This window comes from Pseudomonas sp. C8002, assembly GCF_013385765.1.
In the GTDB taxonomy this organism is placed as follows: Bacteria; Pseudomonadota; Gammaproteobacteria; order Pseudomonadales; family Pseudomonadaceae; genus Aquipseudomonas.
Genome location: NZ_JACAPJ010000004.1, coordinates 183,721 through 203,417, shown reverse-complemented (window position 1 = coordinate 203,417; position 19,697 = coordinate 183,721). Strand labels below are relative to the sequence as shown.

Sequence of the window (19,697 nt, the reverse complement as noted above, 5' to 3'; positions counted from 1 at the left end):
ATTCACACCAATAAAGTTAAAAATTCACTCATCACTGAGAAACTTGTATAGAGCTATGTATCCTACCATCGGATAAGGCCGTGGCGTCGCCGCCCACTCAACCGTCGAGGGCGAAATCGCCGTCCAGATACTGTTTGCACCAGAGTTCCATGCAAACGATGCCGAACAACGTATAAGCAGCGTCTATCCGGCCTGAACGGTCTGCTTCGATCAGATGCGCCACCGCCTTGGGATCGAATATCCCCCTTTTCAGCAGGGATGCAGGAGAAAGCACCTCATCGACCAAAGGCTTCAGGCGTCCTTGCAACCAGTTGCGAAGCGGTACGCCGAAGCCCGTCTTGGGCCGGTAGATGACGTCGTGAGGCAGATAGGGTTCCATGGCCTTCTTGAAAATCCATTTCCCTTCCCGGCCTTTTTGCTTGATATCCGATGGCAGTGAGCCAGCCAGGCGGACCAGGTCAAGATCCAGCAGCGGCACACGCACTTCAACGCCCGTCGCCATACCCATCTTGTCGGTGTAGTTGAGATTGTGATCGGTGAGAAAATGCTTGCACTCCAGGGTGAGCATTTTATCAAGGGGCGTGGCATCCGAAGGCAGCCGCGAAAGTGTTTCTCGCATCGGCGCAAACAGATCATCGGCCGCCAGTTGGCGTCGCAAGTCTGGCGCCAACAGGCCATACGCCTGTTCAGGTTCAAGCCAGAGGAAATAACTGATCAAGCGATCATCAGCAGGCAAGTCCGCATAGCGAAAAGCCTTCCCGAGACGACGAGACAGCGGAGAGGATGCAGGAAGCAGGTTTGAACTGCTGGCCAAAACCGAACGCAGCGGTCGAGGCATTCCGCCCCACCAACGCTCTTGCGCCAACGCGAAATGACGACGATAGCCCGTGAAAATATCATCTCCCCCGGCACCCGACAGCAGAACCTTGATGCCGTTCTGGCTTGCCAGTTCCGAGATGAACAACGCATTCAGCGCCGCCGGATCCGGCGTAGGTTCATCGAGCAGATAAACCATTTCAGGCAGACGATCCATCATCTCATCGCCGACGCCTACGACATGCAGGTCGACATCCAGATGCTTGGCAACGCGCTGTGCGTACGGAAGGTCATCGGCGAACCCCTCGTTCGCAGTGGAGCCGTTGTCTACACGGATACTGAAGCACTGCAACCGCCCCTTATCGCGCATTTCCTGCGCTGCAAACGCGACGATGGCACTGGAGTCCAAGCCGCCTGACAAGAATGAACCCAAGGGTACGTCGGACACCAACTGACGCTGGACGGCAGTCCTGACGGCATCGGCGACATCAACAGCGACATCAGCAACCGTTTTTGTCAGGGGTTTCTCGGAAATCGGCAGTTCGTAGTAAAACCAACTCTTCTCGATATGCCCATTACGGACGCATAACGCTTGGCCAGGTAAAACCTTTTTGATATCCCGCACGATCGTCCGATCACCCGGCGACCAGAGAAAACCAAGGTGCGCGAGTACGGCTTGCGGGTCGATTTCAGTTTTACTGAAGCCGCCTCGGATCAAGCCCTTCATTTCACTTGAAAATGCAAAACAACCATCACTGGAATGGATATAGAGGGGTTTGACGCCCATCTGATCTCGAGCCACCCAAAGCGTTTCGGTGTCGCGTTCCCAGAATACGACCGCGAAAATCCCGTTCAAACGGTTTAAACACTCAATCCCATAACGACAGAACAGTGCGAGCAATACTTCGGAGTCGGACTGGCTGGAAAAATGATCCCCCGCCGCTTCGAGATGAGCCCTTAACTCCCGAAAGTTATAGATTTCACCGTTAAACACCATGACCACTCGCCCATCGGCAGAGACCATGGGTTGGTGACCGGCGGAAGTGGTATCGAGAATGGAAAGGCGCACCTGGCCCAACCATACACCAACGTCGGTATCGGCCCAGACGCCTTGATCATCAGGCCCACGACGTCGAATAAACGAAAGCGCTGAAGAGAAGTCAATAGATTCCCGCGTTCCGTTGTGAATGTAGCCCAAAATTCCGCACATATCAGTTTCTCTAGATTGGGTTATTGACTGGCTCTTCGCGCTTTGAGCTCAAGAATAAAAAAGGAAGCCATATAGACGCTATGAGAAGAGCGACCGACGCCAATTCCCCTCGAAAAAGGTGAAGCAGGGAGGCGATCGCCAATGCATAAAGACCTAACGCTCGGTCGCTTTGAGGGTTATAGACAACTGCGCCATAAAGCCGCCCACCTATAACGCCAAGAAGAAAACCGCCGAATAGTACGCCCAGCGTGCCAAAGTTCATATAAAGCTCACCAAAAATACCTGGCGGCAATGTCGTACCTTCCATGAGCCATTTATCTGGCCAAAAGGCACCTGTAAACACCCCGGCTGCGGTAAGTGGCTTATTCGGGAAAAGACCCGAAGGTATTAAAATCAATACAACCATCAGCAGCGTCGTGCCATTCTGCCATTCCAGCCTCTCGGGCATAGCATCTATGAGCACAGTCATGGTCTGCAACTGCATTAGATTACCCGTAAACTGAGTCGCCAAAAAATGAATGAACGACAGGAAAACACCTTGATCTTCGTTAATGAAAAAGAATCTACCTGTCGCGAGAAACTCCTGCTTAAACAGGTGATAGGTCATCAGCGAAACAAACATCACCACCCCAAGCACCGCTCCTTTTACAAGGCTGACACGCTTAACGCGGTAATGCCGAACTATAATCAACGACAATACGATAATAAAAATTGTCGATTTCTGACCCTGGAGAGCGCAAATAAACAAACCGCCCAAAAAATATAACCAGAAACAAAACCGCTCGGAAAGTGACTTCTTCCCGGCACGGGTCAACCGTATATACCAGGCCAGCGAGACAGAGAGCAGCAAGTTCTCCAAGAGGAACAAGCCGTTCAAACCTGCAAACGCCCTTATCCTGTCACTGGCACCTTGAAGCAACCCCGAGACCCCGCCTAGGATTACAAGAATAGTTGTAAACGCCAGCAGCGCCACTAACGAAAAACCTAAGGCCCGTTGCGAAAAAATCCTTGGACCTACTATGTAGCGTATCCCGACGGGAAAATTAAAATGCGTTTTCCGTCCTAACCAACACCCCATCAAAACAAAAATCAAAGCCCCGGCATACAGCAAAATGGCATAGTCAATAGAACTCTGCTTATCGAAAAAGGCAAACTCCCAAAACTGACTAAACCCATCAAACCCCATGATAAAGGGATATAATGGGACAATAACGCCTGCAAACCAGATCACCAAAAAGAAAAAGCCAACGCCAAAACAATCAAACGCTTTTTTTTCAAGCGGGACTCGCAAGTGCTCAGGCCCTAAATATTTTTCTTCCAAGGTATCAACCTCTTGGGTCATAAATCAGCGAGGCGGACTCTCACCGCAATCAGAAGCAGCACGGCGGACAAAACAGCACCAACCACATACCCCAAAACGCCAGCCCAAGCATCCAAAACAGGGATACCGACGTATAGAATTAAAAGAACAAGCAAGCCCTCTATAATATTGGTTTTAAGGCTTAAACTAAAAACACGCAATGCGACCAGTATTGTACCGCAAGCAAGAGCCATAGCCTTCAGGGGCAAAGTCAACGCCAACACAATGATATACATGGCCGTCTGCTTATAAACACCGCCCACACACACCAACCATATACAAGAGCAAAGGATCAACAGCAAAGCAACCGTGGATGAGATCTTTAACATGCTTTTTGAGAATGCATGATACCTTTCGCGCAACTCGCTTTTATCATGGATGACCTCGACCAACTCAGGAAGGGCCCTTTGTGCAATGATTGCCAATGGCAGCAAGCCAAGAATAAGGCTCAATATAGCAATACCAAAAAAACCGATCTCGTCGGTTTTCACATGATAAGCAGTCAACATCAGGACAGGCAGACTATCCACCAACAGACGAACAAACAGGCTGGCATTGACAATGACACCGGACTTGGCCGTTGTCATTAATTCGCGCCCGTTCACCTGGCGAAAATCAAGCGCCAGAAAGATATGCGCTCGCAGTTTCCACCAAACGGCAGCGAGACAAAAGAACTCACCAAGATAACGAGCGGCCATCCAGCCCTGGATACCATACAACTTCGTCAACACAACATGCAGAATAACGCCCGCCCCGGTAACCAGCATCAGAACGAAGTAGATCTCGCGTATCGCCTTCGCCCCCTGAGCAAAGCCAGTCGTTACACGAAGCAAATTAGTCAACAGCACCAAGCCACAGGTTGTAAAAACATAAGAACTAATCGCAGAGGTCAGCACAAACTCATGGGCGACGTATATACCAGCAATCACGACACCTGAAGCGATCCCGACCAACAAAAACACTTGCCGAAGCACTTCACTTTGACGAGAAGTACCATGACTCGCCGCCGTATCGCGAATCGCGATGCTTTGCATGCCCAAACTTCCTGCCAGCACGACAAGAGCAATAATTGTTTCCAGCGAGCGCACCACACCGACGACCGACGGATCAACCCAAGGCGTGATCAAAAACTGACTTATTATTACCCCACCTTGAATACAGGCAGTAATAACGATCAGCTGTAACAGCTTCGAACTTTCAAACATGCTGATCAGACGATTCAACACACGCTACCACCATGAATCTTTATAAACACTATCAACGAAGCTCTCCTTTATTTCACCAGCGACAAGGAATCCAGGACATTTTTAAGCGCCACACGACGAGCTGCGATGGAATAATTGGAAGAAATCCACTGATGCCTGGCTTTGGCATCTTCAGCGCAAGTCGGCGTGGCGACAACCGTCTCCATGGCCGCAGCAATTTCTTCCTGGCTATCTGGTTGAACCCAGTAAGCGAAGTTACCCGCGACCTCAGGCACCGCGCCCCGAGGCGACGTGATCACTCGCGCGCCACACGCCAGCGCTTCGCCGATCGCATGCCCGAAACCTTCATAGAGCGTTGGTTGAACATAGGCCAGGCAATTGCGGTAGTGGTGCAGCTTTTCTTCATCGGAAATCATCCCGACAAACTCCACCTTGTCTGCCACACCCAGGCGCTGCGCCAGGTCTTTTAGTTCCTGCAGGTAGTCACCATGTTTGCCAGCAACAACCAGGCGAAGATGACTTGCGTTAGCCGAAACCTTTGCAAACGCCTCAATCGTCGGAATCAGCCCTTTACGAATGGCGTTCGTACGACTGGTCCAGGTCACCGTAAAAAAGTAATTCGATCCAACCGCCGGAAGCTCGCCAGGAGAATAGTAATCTGTATCAATCGCCAGCGTTGCGTACACGGGGTTTCTCACCGGCAGGTTGGTTGTGACTTCCTCACACTCCGATCTTGAGATGAACAGGTTTCGATCGGCTAATAACAGCGAGGTACGCAGCACTGCCTTCTGCCATAGCGGACGGTCCAGATAACACAGACCCGGGATTTCTTTCCGGCAGGTGGAGTAGTCAAAGGCCCCAGTTACAATTACCGGCCGACGACGGAGTTTTCCGGCGAGCAACGGAAGCGGCGAATGCCCCCACCACCAACAAAAATAGAGATCCGCTTTCCAATCTAATGTGCCCGGCGTCCCGGACAGAACGACTTCGTGTCCGAGCTCCTTGAGAATTCGAATATCAACCCGATAAAACTCAACTTTATCAAACATCTCGCGCCAATTAGCGTGAGCGGACATATTAGCAAAAAAACATATACGCACAGTGCACCAACCCGTTACTTGCCAACCGTATTAAACACGTGCCTTCTGCTGATACATTGACAGCAATGTATCGTGCAAACTAGGCACATTAATTTCACCTACCACATCAAAGAGCTTGGCCGGACTACCATAAAGCTCTTTAACTTCATCTTCCCTGACAAAGGCAGGATCAACTGTTATCGTTGGCCGATAACCTGCAATCTGTTCCATTTCATCAATCACGCTCAGTAAGGAAATGCTGCGCCCCGAGCAGATATTTATAAACTCACCACGTTGATTGGACGTCAACAGCCTTGAATAGGCCTCCACCACAAAACCGACATCAGACAAGTCGCGGGATACATCCAGATTGCCCAATCTGAGCTCCTTTTCTCCACGGGCAAATGCGCCCACGATCTTGGAGAAAACGAATGACTCCGACTGGCCGGGTCCAGTGTAATTGAATGGCCGTACCACCAATATAGGCATACGAGAAAACCACTTGCGGACAAGGGCCTCCATCGTCAGCTTGCTCAGTGCGTAATGATTAACGGGCTGCGGTTCACTGCTTTCTGAAATGGGCGATGAAATAGCGTTCCCGTAAATGTTTGCACTGCTCGCAATGATGATTTTTTCAACGACCACCTCAGCCTCCTTAATCGCATTAAGAAGGCTTTCTGTACCCAATACATTGACTCGGTAATATGACAAGGCATCGCTGCTGGTGACATGCGCCAGCGCGGCCAAGTGAATAACATGGGTGGGCTGAACCTGCTTTATCCAACCACTGAGTCGCGCCGTGTCATTCAGGTCCGCATCCAAGTGGTCAAACTCACAGGCCAGGCGCTCCCCACCAAGGCCGGCAACCCGCCAGCCGGCCTTGGTGAGGCTTTGCGCCAAATGCTTTCCAGTAAAACCCGAGAGCCCTGTAATCAGTACTGTCCGATCTTTACTTTGAAGTGCCATTGCGAACCCTTCTCAAGTCAGCTTCAACCATCAGCTGGCACAGTTGCTCCAGCGTCGTTTCTGGTTTCCAGCCTAACCGCTCTTTTGCAAACGAAGCGTCGCCAATCAACAACTCGACTTCCGCGGGTCGATAGAAGCGTGGGTTAACTTTCACCCGGGTGATGCCGGTACGACGGTCAACGCCGAATTCGTTCTCGCCACTTCCAGACCAATCGATATCAACCCCTACGGCCTTGAAGCTCATGGCAACAAAATCACGAACGGTTTCAGTACGGTTGGTAGCAAGCACAAATGTTTCCGGTGTGTCGATCTGCAACATCCGGTGCATGCCATCTACATACTCTTTAGCGAAACCCCAGTCTCGCTTGGCATCCATGTTTCCGAGTTCGAGCACTTGCTGCTCGCCCATTTCGATACTGGCTACAGCATCGGTAATTTTACGAGTAACGAACTCTTTTCCTCGCAGCGGAGACTCATGATTGAACAGAATGCCGCTGGTGGCAAAAATATCATATGATTCGCGATAGTTGATGGTTGTCCAATGCGCAAACAACTTCGCAACACCGTAAGGGCTGCGTGGGTAGAAAGGCGTGCTTTCAGATTGAGGAACAGCCTGTACCAGCCCGAACATTTCAGATGTCGAAGCTTGATAGAAACGAATCTTCGGATTTACTATTCGGATCGCTTCGAGCAAATTAAGCGCACCGACTCCGGTAATCTGCGCGGTTGTAATTGGCTGATCGAAGGAAACGCCTACAAAGCTTTGAGCCGCCAGGTTATAAACCTCGTCCGGGGCGCAATTCTGAATTAAACGAATAGTTCCGGAGAGATCAGTCAAATCAAATTCGACAAGATGAAGATCATCATGCCCAAAAACACCAAGTTCCTCTAATCGCCAGAAACTTACAGAACTTGTGCGGCGATAGGCGCCATAGACCTTATAACCCTTGGACAGCAGCAGTTCGACAAGGTAAGCCCCATCCTGACCTGTAACACCAGTAACCAGCGCATGCTTCTGCATCTGTACAACTCCTAAAAATTTAAGCCTTAAACACGTCCATAGGTATCGTCAAATCGAACAATATCATCCTCACCCAAGTACGTTCCCGACTGCACCTCTATGATCTCAAGAGGAATGGTGCCAGGATTGGAAAGGCGATGAACATGGCCAATAGGGATATAAGTACTCTGGTTTTCGTTCAGCTGAAAAACACGATCTTCACAGGTGACTTCAGCGGTGCCAGACACAACAATCCAATGCTCCGCCCGATGGTAATGCTTCTGCAAACTCAAGGTTGCTTTCGGCTTCACCAATATCCGCTTCACCTGAAAGCGCGAGCCCGAATCTATGCTGTCGTACCAGCCCCATGGGCGATGAACACGACGATGAAGCTTTGATTCTGGCCTGGCCTTGATATTCAACGCTTCGACAATAGCCTTCACACCCTGGCTACGATCTTTATCCGCAACCAATACGGCATCAGGCGTCTCGACGATAACAATATTTTCAAGCCCCACGGCCGTTACCAAACGGTGAGAGGCGTAAACCAATGTATTGGAGCTGGAGTCTATTATTACGTCGCCATGGGTAGCGTTTTGTTTTTCGTCCTTTTCACTCGAACGCCAAACAGCATCCCATGCTCCAAGGTCAGACCAACCGGCATCCATCGTGAGCATTTTCAACGTCAGGCCAGCTGAAGGCGTTTTCGCGCAATGCTCGATCACGGCATAGTCAATCGACTCAGGCGGTATCAGGGAAAACGCGTCAAGTTGTGGTCGAATAAACCCATTATCTTCAACTCGGCCCTTCCACGCGGCCTCAGTGGCATCGAAGATGTCACTTCTGAACGCGCCCAGTGCTTTCAACCAGACTGACGCGCGCAGCACAAAAATACCGCTATTCCAGAAATAGCTTCCATCTTCCAGGTATTTTTCTGCGGTTGTCCGCTCAGGCTTTTCAACAAACGCATCCACCCTCTTGACGGTAGAGGGATCTGCCGAGTGGATATAACCATAACCCGTCTCAGGGCGATCAGGCGTAATCCCCAAGATCACAATGCTGCCGTCTTTCGCAACATCGATCGCTTTACTGACCGTGTCAGTAAAAGCTTGAATATCGAGAATCATCTGGTCGGCCGGGACAACGACCAGAACCGGGTCAATCTCCTCTCCCACCTCATCGCGCGCATAAAGCGCCGCCAACGTAAGCGCAGGGGCCGTATTGCGTCCTACCGGTTCAAGAATGACAACAGCTTTAGAAACGTTCATTTCCCGGATCTGGTCGAGACACAGGAAACGATGCTCATCGTTGGCAACGATGCATGGAGCCAATAAATCCGAGCCTTGACCGTCAATCTTCAACAGTCGGGCAATCGCCTGCTGAAACAACGTCTCCCGCCCCGAAATTGCCAGAAACTGCTTCGGGTAAAGAGTTCTGCTAAGCGGCCAGAGTCTCGTTCCCGAGCCTCCAGACATAATAACCGGAAGAATTTTCATACAAGCCAGATTCCCCGGGTATCAACAATCCGGCGACCCTCGAGAAGTGAAGAAGAAACACTTTTGAATGGCTTGTGATCCACCAGTAACAACAAGACATCCGCGCGCTCAAACGCTTCTTCTATTGTGCACAACTCAGCGTTCGGCAACGTCGCAGGCAGAGAATCAATATTAGGTTCTACGACAATAACCTTCCCGGCGTGCCGGCTTGAGATATTTTTCGTAATTTCCAGAGATGGACTTTCCCGCAGGTCATCAATATCAGGTTTGAATGCCAGGCCGAAGCACGCGATAACAATGTCTTTTTCCGACTTCCCGGGGTGACTCGACAGATGATCGGCCACAGCAGCATCAACTTTCTCCATAACCCACGACGGTTTTGAGTCATTGACTTCGCGTGCAGTTTGGATCAGTTTCGCCTGGCCTTCAGCCTGACTCACGATGAACCAAGGGTCGACGGCGATGCAATGCCCACCCACGCCAGGTCCTGGTTGGAGGATATTGACGCGAGGGTGCCGGTTGGCGAGCTTGATAAGCTCCCACACATCGACATCGAACTTATCGCATATCATCGACAATTCGTTCGCGAAGGCAATATTCACATCGCGAAAGCTGTTCTCGGTCAACTTGCACATTTCTGCTGTTCGGGCGTTGGTGATAATGCACTCGCCCTCCACAAACAATTTGTACAGACGTGTGGCGGCTTCTGAGCACTTGGGTGTCATCCCGCCGATGACGCGATCATTCTGTACCAACTCGCGCAACACGTGACCGGGAAGCACGCGCTCAGGGCAGTGAGCCACGCGAATGTCCGACGCCTCGCCATGGGTCTGCGGGAACGTCAGGTCAGGGCGTGCTTCAGCCAGCCATGCCGACATCTTTTCAGTCGCACCCACGGGAGAAGTGGACTCGAGGATGACCAGATCCCCCTTTTTCAATACTGGCGCAATGGATTTGCTTGCGGACTCAATGTAAGAAAGGTCCGGAGCATGACCATCCTTGAAAGGAGTGGGCACCGCAATCAAGAAGGCGTCCGCCGGCTCAGGTCGTGTACTGGCGCGCAGATACCCCTCGGTCACGGCCGCGTGCACGACTATGTCCAAATCAGGCTCAACGATATGAATCTGTCCGCCGTTGATCGTATCAACGGCCTTTTGATTAACGTCGACACCAATGACCTTTAACTTTCGCGCAGCAAAAACGGCTGCGGTTGGCAAACCTATATAGCCCAAACCAATTACAGAAATAGTGGAAAAATCCATGACCAAACCTTAATTTTTGAAAGTGGCTAGAGCATTAACAATACGCATGCAGGCGTGACCGTCACCATAAGGATTATGAGCAACGCTCATCTCCTCGTAAGCCTTCTGATCAAGTAAAAGCTCACGCAAGTGGTGAACTATCTTGTCCTTCTCTGTACCGACCAATCTGACGGTACCCGCCTCAATCGCCTCAGGCCGCTCGGTAGTGTCCCGCATGACCAGCACGGGCTTGCCCAAAGAAGGTGCCTCTTCCTGCACACCACCGGAGTCCGTCAGAATCAAGTACGACCGATTCATCAAATAGACAAAAGGTAGATAATCCAATGGTTCGATGAGGTGAATATTTTTTATACCAGCCAACAAACGGTTGACCGGTTCACGGACATTTGGATTCAAATGAACGGGGTACACGATCTCCACATCATCAAACTCATGGGCAATCGAAGCCAACGAACTGCAGATCCTTTCGAATCCATCGCCGAAGCTTTCACGCCGATGCCCTGTCACAAGGATGACGCGGCGTTGAGCAGGTAAAAATGCGAACTGCTCGGAGAACTTCTGTTTTAACTGGTCATTGGTCTCGAGCTTCTGTACGACCTCAAGCAGAGCGTCGATTACAGTATTCCCAGTCACATGAATCGCGTCAGGTGACACCCCTTCACGCAGTAAATTCTGTTGCGATCGTTCAGTAGGAGCGAAGTGAAGAAGCGCGAGTGCTCCCGTCAACTTTCGATTGGCCTCTTCCGGCCAGGGAGAATATAAATTTCCGGTGCGAAGCCCAGCTTCGATATGAGCCACAGGAATTTGCTGATAGTACGCCGCCAATGTAGTTGCAAAGGTCGTAGCGGTATCACCATGCACCAAGACAATATCCGGCCGATAAGTCCGGAAGACCTCTTTCATTCCCTGAAGAATACCAGTTGTCACGTCGGTAAGGTCTTGACCCGACTTCATGATATTAAGATCAAAGTCAGGTTCAAGTTTAAATAACTCTAACACTTGATCCAGCATTTCACGGTGTTGACCCGTGACGCAGATTTTGGCCTCAAAACGCTCATCTGCATTCAACGCTAAAGCTAATGGAGCCATTTTTATAGCTTCCGGTCGCGTACCGAAAACACTCAAGATCTTTAAAGTCATTAGATTACCAACGATTCCATATCATTATTTAGTCAGAGAATCAGTCTGGAAACCAGCAACGCTGCCATGCCCCTGCCTGACCTACCGATTACGCGCAAGCGAGTTTTCGCCGCTCCAACTGCAACCGCCTCTGCTTTGCAGCGCAGCATATCATCAACAAGCGTGCCAACATAACGCCTGGCTGGCTCAACCACACGCCCCATGAGACCCCATCATCCCCCCCTCAGTTCAGGACAGGACAAGGTTTTACCGCAACATTTGCGGTGAGCCGCTTCACCGCAATGGTGCGTCGCAACCTCTCATTGAAATTGGGCTTTTGGTTATTGCCCCACAGGAACCCGACCTATCCGAGATCGCAATTGGGCCCACGCCCGACTGTGCCATGCAGCTCGTTGCTAATCGCCGGCGCACTCTGCACGACCGACCTGGCCGAACGGGACGCCCTTATCAAATTCCGAACCAATACTAGCCATAAGCCATTAACCTGGAGACCGCACATAAAAAATCCACATCAAACCGTATTAGGCGGTGCACCATCAACTATTAAACCAACAATACAAACCTGTGCAGGACGCTTGACGCCCGCACAAGTAAACAAAGATCAAATGCCGAAACGCCATGAAGACTCGACGCAAAGTCTTAGTAACTTTTGATAGCCGAGAAACCACCCAGGAATGCCCTCGGCGGTTCACAGTTGCGCAAGCACGTAATGCAGGTTCCGTATGAAAGCAAGAAATACGGCCCCGAGGGGAAAACGCGTGAAGCCAAAAGCTTCACGGCCTTGGAGTTATTTTCGGTTTAACTTATTGCCAGGCTCTTGTTGCCGATCCAACTGAGCGACCGAATGGAGAAGTGAGCCTGCCGGCTCGTGCCCATCGCGCTCTGCATTGTCGCGAGCAGCACGTAACGCCTGCCTGACCAACGCAATACCAATCGCGACAATCGCCCCCAGGAGCAGGCCAAGAAAAATGATCAATGGACGATTCGGGCTCGACGGAACCAACGGCTCAAGGGCCTGCTGGTCAATACTCACCAGCCGCAGCTTCGCCAGGTCGATATTCAGGCTACTCAAACGGAAAATCTCTGTTCTCAACGGTTGAACGCCGGCAAGAAAGATATCTTCATTTTTTCGAGCATCGAGGACCTCAATCTCTCGGTTGGATGCGAGCAACTGAAGCTCCCTGGCGATTTGAGCGATGCGCGACTCGGTAAAATCATCCGACTTGCGTGACTGCAATGCAGCAAGCTCAGCCTTAAGCGCATCTACCCCCATAAAATAAAGTGGGATCTGCTGGTTGTTCACCTCAGTACGCATCACGCTACCAGCGTTCGTCACGGCCGATTCACCAAGTGAAGAAGGCGTAGCCGGCTTTTGAATGCCCAGGGAACGGGCAATCCCTATAGCCTCATTCAGCTGAGCAATACGGTCGCTACGCAAGGTTTTCAACTGCGAACGCAGCGCCTTCAACTCATCCTGCAATTGCGCGCGTTTCAACGAGTCAGCTTCTCGCAATGACGCTATTTTGGCTTCTTTTTCAATATCGTAGTTTGAACGAGCCGAATCGAGCTTGCCTTTAAGCTCCCTCAAACGGTTTTTAACGATCACATTCAAATCAGCCGTGACGCGTTCGCGCTCACTTTCGATAGCGTAGTCGACAAAGCCATTAAGAATAGAGACGCCGTCGACGCCTTTCGGATACATCATCTCGAGCTTGATGTAGGAACTCAGCGAATTTTTCTTATCTGCATCAGGAAGAATCAAACGAATAGAGTCATGATTGAACTCCTGAAAACTCTGCTCCAGAGTCTGCCCAGGACGAACAAATTTCTCGAAAAGCTTCTGGTTTTTCTTGAAATAGCTCAGGCGCGTATCATAAGAGTCGAGCGCTGCGCCCACTTTGAGGAGCGCGTCAGCCGGAGGAAGCTGATATATCTCTGATCGATTTAGCGCATCCAAATCATTAATCGCCGCAGGCCGCAAAACCGTGCTGACCTTATATACAGGGGAAGCTAAAAATGCGTAGGACGCCGCAATCAATCCCGCCCCGAGAGTGACGAAAAGCAGAAGTTTTTTTTGTTGCCAGACAGACGCGAAAAGTCGCACAAAATCAATTTCGTCGGACGATCGAACCGGGGGAGCACGGAAGCTACTACTCACAACAAAAACCTGCCTTCAAAGAGAAACTGCGGGCTCGTTATGCAGACAAGATTGTGTATTTTTATTTTAGTTATATGGCCGAAAAAACCCAGCGTCGCTGCCGGACTTTAGCGCACAAAATGCCTGTTATCGAGAACAGATTCCATTTTGCCATCTCACTGACATATTACAAGTCTTGACATATCTGTAGGAGTCTTCCTACACAGATAGGGGCAACCCTTATATAGGCCGTCCGAGAAGGACAGAAAAGCAAATTTCGTAGCCGCGAGACAATAGTCAGTGGTATCGCCGGACTTACCACATGCCGTTCACTCGACGTAACCGATGCGCACCGCACCAGAAAAATCCGACGAACGGCTCGCGAGTGACACAATAACCATTGAGCCTCTACCCACGCCTTGCGGGCATGGACTTTTGACGTCGGCCCCACCCAACGATGACACTAAACAGCGGCCCCAGCAGCATTCCAATTATCAAGGCCACGACCACAAACACCGACACCGGCATCTGCCCGGTCACCCAGCCCAGGAATGAAAGAGACGCGCCCTGCTGGTTTTCCAGCACGAACCCCAACACTGCCAGCACGACAATTAGCATAGCCAGCACCAGAACAACGCGCTTAACCCCACGCATAACCTTCTCCTACCCCAAAAACACTCAGACGCTTTCTTCTTCGTCTTCGTTCACCCGATCGCGCAATTCCTTGCCCGGCTTGAAATGAGGCACGAACTTGCCGTCAAGGCTGACGGACTGCCCGGTTTTTGGGTTGCGACCCACACGAGGCGCACGATAGTGCAGCGAGAAGCTACCAAACCCACGAATTTCAATCCGATCGCCGGTAGCCAGACATTGGGACATCTGCTCAAGCATGGTCTTGATGGCCAGCTCCACATCCTTGGATGAGAGCAGCCCTTGATGGGTGACAATTCGTTCGATCAACTCCGACTTCGTCATATTTTTCCCTTCTTTTTCAAGCAGCTAGGAAAAGCGCTTCGAAGGTTTTAGCATGACCGGAGGAATTTGAACAGCCCATGTATTGACTTATATTCAAAGACTTGGGGTGCAACTCGAAGAGAGTTGGCATTGCGCACCACGACAGCCAGCTCTCGCTCAGTCTCACTGGAGGCACTCCAGCGCGATCGCTGCCAGATAGAGCCTATAAGCGCGAACGCGCTGCCAGCGCGACGACGGCGCTCCAGCCGCAGAACACCAAGGCGACGTTGCGCACAACACTAAATCCCAGGCACAAAAAAGGGCGACCGAAGTCGCCCTTTTTCTATGGCCTGACAGAACTTAGTTCTGCTTTTCCATTTGTGCACGCAGCAGGTCGCCCAGAGTGGTAGGACCAGCAGAAGGCTCAGAGGTAGCTGGCTTGTCGCGCAGGCTCTGGATGGCTTCTTTCTCTTCAGCATCGTCTTTCGACTTGATGGAGAGCTGGATTACGCGGCTCTTGCGGTCAACGCTGATGATCTTGGCTTCTACTTCTTCGCCTTCTTTCAGAACGTTGCGCGCGTCTTCAACGCGGTCACGGCTGATTTCGGAGGCTTTCAGAGTCGCTTCGATATCGTCGGCCAGAGTGATGATGGCGCCTTTAGCGTCAACTTCCTTCACGATGCCTTTAACGATTGCGCCTTTGTCGTTCTCTTGAACGTACTCGGAGAACGGATCGCTTTCCAGTTGCTTGATACCCAGGGAGATGCGCTCGCGCTCTGGGTCAACCGACAGGATAACGGTGTCCAGCTCGTCGCCCTTCTTGAAACGACGAACAGCTTCTTCGCCAACTTCGTTCCAGGAGATGTCGGACAGGTGAACCAGACCGTCGATGCCGCCGTCCAGACCAATGAAGATACCGAAATCGGTGATCGACTTGATGGTGCCGGAGATTTTATCGCCCTTGTTGAACTGGCCAGAGAAATCTTCCCATGGGTTAGATTTGCACTGCTTGATGCCGAGGGAGATACGACGACGCTCTTCGTCGATGTCCAGAACCATAACTTCCACTTCGTCGCCGACTTGTACGACTTTCGAAGGGTGGATGTTCTTGTTGGTCCAGTCCATTTCGGAAACGTGTACCAGGCCTTCCACGCCTTCTTCCAGCTCTGCGAAGCAGCCGTAGTCGGTCAGGTTGGTAACACGCGCGGTGACGCGAGTGCTTTCTGGGTAACGAGCCTTGATAGCGACCCATGGATCTTCGCCCAGCTGCTTCAAGCCCAGGGAGACACGGTTGCGCTCACGATCGTACTTCAGAACCTTGACATCGATCTCGTCGCCAACGTTGACGATTTCCGATGGATGCTTGATACGCTTCCAAGCCATGTCGGTAATGTGCAGCAGGCCATCGACGCCACCCAGATCGACGAATGCGCCGTAATCGGTGAGGTTCTTGACGATACCTTTGACTTGTTGGCCTTCCTGCAGGGATTCCAGCAGAGCTTCACGCTCGGCGGAGTTCTCTGCTTCCAGGACGCTGCGACGGGAAACGACAACGTTGTTGCGCTTCTGGTCGAGCTTGATGACCTTGAATTCGAGTTCCTTGCCTTCCAGGTGCGTAGTGTCGCGCACAGGACGAACGTCGACCAAAGAACCTGGCAGGAACGCACGGATGCCGTTAACGTCGACAGTGAAGCCGCCTTTAACCTTACCGTTGATAACGCCCTTGACCACTTCTTCAGCTGCGAAGGCTGCTTCGAGAACAATCCAGCATTCAGCGCGCTTGGCTTTTTCACGGGACAGCTTGGTTTCACCGAAACCGTCTTCAACCGAGTCCAGAGCAACGTGAACTTCGTCACCGACATTGATAGTCAGGTCACCAGCATCGTTGTAGAACTGTTCCAGCGGGATCAGAGCTTCAGACTTCAGACCAGCGTGAACGGTTACCCAGCGAGCTTGGTAATCGATATCAACGATAACACCGGTGATGATGGAGCCTGCCTGAAGGTTCAGGGTTTTTAGGCTTTCTTCAAAGAGTTCCGCAAAGCTTTCGCTCATTTTAATTCCTGTTGATAAGGGCGAAGAATACGCCCATCTCCACACCCCAGACGGTGTGGGTCAGTTTCAATTAAAAGAAGCACCACAGGACTATGACTGGTCCCCTGCGGCCTTCTTGGTCACCCGGCGATATCGCGAATGGCGATCTCACTCAAGATGCGTTCCAGCACCTGCTCGATGGACAACTCCGTGGAATCCAGCTGTATGGCGTCAGCCGCCGGCTTGAGCGGGGCTACCGCACGCTGGGTATCACGCTCATCGCGTGCACGGATCTCATCTAGCAGACTCGACAGACTAACACCATCGACTTTGCCCTTCAACTGCAAGTAACGGCGACGGGCCCGCTCCTCGGCGCTGGCCGTGAGGAAAATCTTCAGCGGCGCCTCGGGGAAGACCACCGTGCCCATGTCGCGGCCATCGGCCACCAGACCCGGCGGTTCCTGGAAAGCCCGCTGGCGCTGCAGCAAAGCATCGCGCACCGCCGGCAATGCGGCGACCTGGGAAGCCCAGGAGCCGACCTGCTCGTTGCGCAGGTCGTCGGTCACATCGTCCCCTTCCAGGATGATGCGCTGGGGATGACCTTCGGTCGCCCCGACGAACTGCACGTCAAGATGCGCAGCCAGCAGCTTCAGCGATTCTTCGTTGGTCAGGTCGACACCATGGTTGCGGGCGGCAAAGGCCAGCAAGCGGTATAGCGCCCCGGAATCCAGCAGGCACCAGCCCAGGCGCTTGGCCAGGATGCCGGCGATCGTGCCCTTGCCCGAGCCACTTGGCCCGTCGATGGTAATCACCGGTGCTTTGATATTCACAATTGAGCCTCTTGGGCAACACGGATGCCGACTTGGGCACACAGTGTAAGAAAATTCGGAAAAGACGTAGCCACGTTGGCACAGTCATGGATACGAATCGGCGCAGCCGCTCGCAGGGAAGCCACGCTGAAGGCCATGGCAATCCGGTGATCGCCATGGGCGTGGACTTCACCACCGCCGATCACGCCACCATCGATAATAATCCCATCAGGTGTCGGTTCACACTTCACGCCCAGCGCAAGCAGACCGTCGGCCATGACCTGGATCCGGTCGGACTCCTTGACCCGCAGCTCCTCTGCCCCACGCAATACCGTCCGGCCTTCGGCGCACGCCGCAGCCACGAACAACACCGGGAACTCATCGATAGCCAGCGGGACCAGGGCTTCAGGAATCTCGATCCCCTTCAACGGCGCCGCACGAACACGCAAATCAGCGACCGGCTCACCACCCACTTCCCGTTGGTTTTCCAGGGTGATGTCCGCGCCCATCAGTCGCAGGATATCGATCACGCCGGTACGGGTCGGATTGATACCCACATGTTCAAGCAACAGCTCGGAGCCTTCGGCGATTGAAGCCGCCACCAGAAAGAACGCCGAGGAGGAAATATCCCCAGGCACCTCAATATGGGTCGCGGTCAACGCATGGCCCGACTCGACCGCAGCCGTAGCGCCCGCCACGTCCACCGGATACCCAAAACCGCGCAACATCCGCTCGGTATGGTCGCGGGTCGGCGCCGGTTCGGTAATCGAGGTTTTACCCTCGGCATACAACCCGGCCAACAACAGGCAGGACTTGACCTGAGCGCTGGCCATCGGCAATGCGTAGGTCAGCCCCTTGAGTGCCTGGCCGCCACGAATGGTCAGCGGCGGGCGCCCTTCCGGCCCGGTCTCGATCACCGCGCCCATTGCGCGCAATGGCTTGGCCACGCGATTCATCGGGCGCTTGGACAGCGAGGCGTCCCCCGTCAACACACTGTCGAAGCGCTGGGCCGCCAGCAAACCGGACAACAACCGCATGGAGGTGCCGGAGTTACCCAGATAGATCGGACCTGGCGCCGGCTTCAAGCCATGCAGGCCAACCCCGTGGATGGTGACGCGCCCATGGTGCGGGCCTTCAATCACCACGCCCATGTCGCGGAACGCCTGCAAGGTCGCCAGGGCGTCCTCACCCTCCAGAAAACCTTCGACTTCAGTGACACCGTCCGCCAGAGAACCGAGCATGATCGAGCGATGGGAGATCGACTTATCCCCAGGCACGCGGATCTGCCCGCTCAAGCGGCCACCGGGACTGGCGAGAAACACCAGGTCATCCGCGTTTACTGCAGCATCCATATAGGCCCGACGCGCCAGAATCTTGCTGAAATGCTCCCGTGCCACCCGCGCACGGGTGAACACGCCCAACAACTGGTGCCCGTCGCCAGCATCGACCGCGTCGCGCAAGGCGTCGAGGTCGCTGCGGAACGTGTCCAGGGTGCGCAACACCGCATCGCGGTTGGCAAGGAAGATGTCGTGCCACATCACCGGATCACTACCGGCGATCCGGGTAAAGTCGCGGAAACCACCGGCGGCGTAGCGGAAAATCTCGAGGTTCTCGTTGCGCTTGGCCAGCGAATCCACCAGGCCAAATGCGAGCAAATGCGGCAGATGGCTGGTCGCTGCCAGCACTTCATCGTGGCGCTCGACCTGCATATGCTCGACATCCGCCCCCAGCTCGCGCCAGAGCCGATCCACCACGGCCAGTGCCGCAGGATCGGTTTCATCCAGCGGTGTCAGAATCACTTTATGGCGACGGAACAGCTGCGCATTGGACGCCTCCACCCCGCTCTGCTCGGACCCGGCAATCGGATGCCCAGGCACAAACCGCGCAGGCATGCCACCAAAGGCCAGCCGCGCCGCACGCACCACATTGCCCTTGGCACTGCCGACATCGGTCAGGATTGCCTGGCCCAGATCCATGCCGGCCAACAGCGCCAGCAACTTCTCCATGGCCAGGATCGGCACCGCCAGCTGAATGACATCCGCGCCCTGGCAGGCTACAGCGAGATCAGCCTCGCAACGGTCCACCACACCCAACTCCACCGCCAACTTGCGCGATTGCGGGTCCAGGTCCACACCGACCACTTCGCCACACAGGCCGCTTTCCCGCAGGCCCTTCGCAAAGGAGCCGCCGATCAATCCCAAACCGACCACCACCAGGCGACCGATCATA

General features: G+C 53.0%; 15 protein-coding genes. All 15 read right to left on the bottom strand.

Features of this window, described 5'->3' with window-relative positions:
* Positions 1-97 precede the first annotated feature (97 nt).
* The 15 genes from asnB to HX814_RS06215 all read right to left on the bottom strand — a co-directional run bounded on the left by asnB (position 98) and on the right by HX814_RS06215 (position 19,696).
* Positions 98-2,026 (bottom strand): asparagine synthase (glutamine-hydrolyzing), encoded by a 1,929-nt coding sequence (gene asnB, locus HX814_RS06285; protein WP_177008091.1) that lies wholly within the window; start codon positions 2,024-2,026, stop codon positions 98-100.
* Positions 2,027-2,036: 10 nt separating this feature from the next.
* Positions 2,037-3,347 (bottom strand): O-antigen polymerase, encoded by a 1,311-nt coding sequence (locus HX814_RS06280; protein ID WP_256343931.1) that lies wholly within the window; start codon positions 3,345-3,347, stop codon positions 2,037-2,039.
* A 17-nt stretch (positions 3,348-3,364) separates the two neighbouring features.
* Entirely contained in the window at positions 3,365-4,612 is a 1,248-nt protein-coding gene (locus tag HX814_RS06275; RefSeq protein WP_177008093.1) for a hypothetical protein, read from the bottom strand.
* Between the two features lie 47 nt (positions 4,613-4,659).
* On the bottom strand, positions 4,660-5,640 hold the full coding sequence (locus tag HX814_RS31450; RefSeq protein WP_250884715.1) for a glycosyltransferase: 981 nt from the start codon (positions 5,638-5,640) through the stop codon (positions 4,660-4,662).
* Between the two features lie 81 nt (positions 5,641-5,721).
* Entirely contained in the window at positions 5,722-6,636 is a 915-nt protein-coding gene (locus HX814_RS06265; protein WP_008437699.1) for a GDP-mannose 4,6-dehydratase, read from the bottom strand.
* Positions 6,620-7,657, bottom strand: a complete 1,038-nt coding sequence (gmd, locus tag HX814_RS06260; protein WP_008437698.1) for a GDP-mannose 4,6-dehydratase — start codon at positions 7,655-7,657, stop codon at positions 6,620-6,622. Before gmd ends, HX814_RS06265 begins: the two co-directional genes overlap by 17 nt.
* Before the next feature lie 26 nt (positions 7,658-7,683).
* A complete protein-coding gene (locus tag HX814_RS06255; protein WP_177008094.1) occupies positions 7,684-9,132 on the bottom strand; it encodes a mannose-1-phosphate guanylyltransferase/mannose-6-phosphate isomerase in 1,449 nt (482 codons plus the stop codon).
* Entirely contained in the window at positions 9,129-10,394 is a 1,266-nt protein-coding gene (wecC, locus tag HX814_RS06250; RefSeq protein ID WP_008437696.1) for a UDP-N-acetyl-D-mannosamine dehydrogenase, read from the bottom strand. Before wecC ends, HX814_RS06255 begins: the two co-directional genes overlap by 4 nt.
* Before the next feature lie 9 nt (positions 10,395-10,403).
* The gene (wecB, locus tag HX814_RS06245) at positions 10,404-11,534 is read right to left on the bottom strand and encodes a non-hydrolyzing UDP-N-acetylglucosamine 2-epimerase (RefSeq protein WP_008437695.1); all 1,131 of its coding nucleotides are present in this window, start codon (positions 11,532-11,534) and stop codon (positions 10,404-10,406) included.
* Between the two features lie 787 nt (positions 11,535-12,321).
* On the bottom strand, positions 12,322-13,692 hold the full coding sequence (locus tag HX814_RS06240) for a Wzz/FepE/Etk N-terminal domain-containing protein (protein WP_177008095.1): 1,371 nt from the start codon (positions 13,690-13,692) through the stop codon (positions 12,322-12,324).
* Positions 13,693-14,079: 387 nt separating this feature from the next.
* Positions 14,080-14,325, bottom strand: a complete 246-nt coding sequence (locus HX814_RS06235; protein WP_008437692.1) for a lipopolysaccharide assembly protein LapA domain-containing protein — start codon at positions 14,323-14,325, stop codon at positions 14,080-14,082.
* Between the two features lie 24 nt (positions 14,326-14,349).
* Complete coding sequence (gene ihfB, locus HX814_RS06230; protein WP_008437689.1) at positions 14,350-14,646, bottom strand: integration host factor subunit beta; 297 nt, start codon at positions 14,644-14,646, stop codon at positions 14,350-14,352.
* A 339-nt stretch (positions 14,647-14,985) separates the two neighbouring features.
* Positions 14,986-16,680, bottom strand: a complete 1,695-nt coding sequence (gene rpsA, locus HX814_RS06225; protein ID WP_003218806.1) for a 30S ribosomal protein S1 — start codon at positions 16,678-16,680, stop codon at positions 14,986-14,988.
* A 119-nt stretch (positions 16,681-16,799) separates the two neighbouring features.
* Positions 16,800-17,489 carry a (d)CMP kinase gene (gene cmk / locus HX814_RS06220; RefSeq protein WP_003172653.1) on the bottom strand — a complete coding sequence of 230 codons (690 nt, stop codon included), beginning with the start codon at positions 17,487-17,489 and terminating at the stop codon, positions 16,800-16,802.
* A complete protein-coding gene (locus tag HX814_RS06215; protein ID WP_008437686.1) occupies positions 17,486-19,696 on the bottom strand; it encodes a bifunctional prephenate dehydrogenase/3-phosphoshikimate 1-carboxyvinyltransferase in 2,211 nt (736 codons plus the stop codon). Before HX814_RS06215 ends, cmk begins: the two co-directional genes overlap by 4 nt.
* Position 19,697 lies beyond the last annotated feature (1 nt).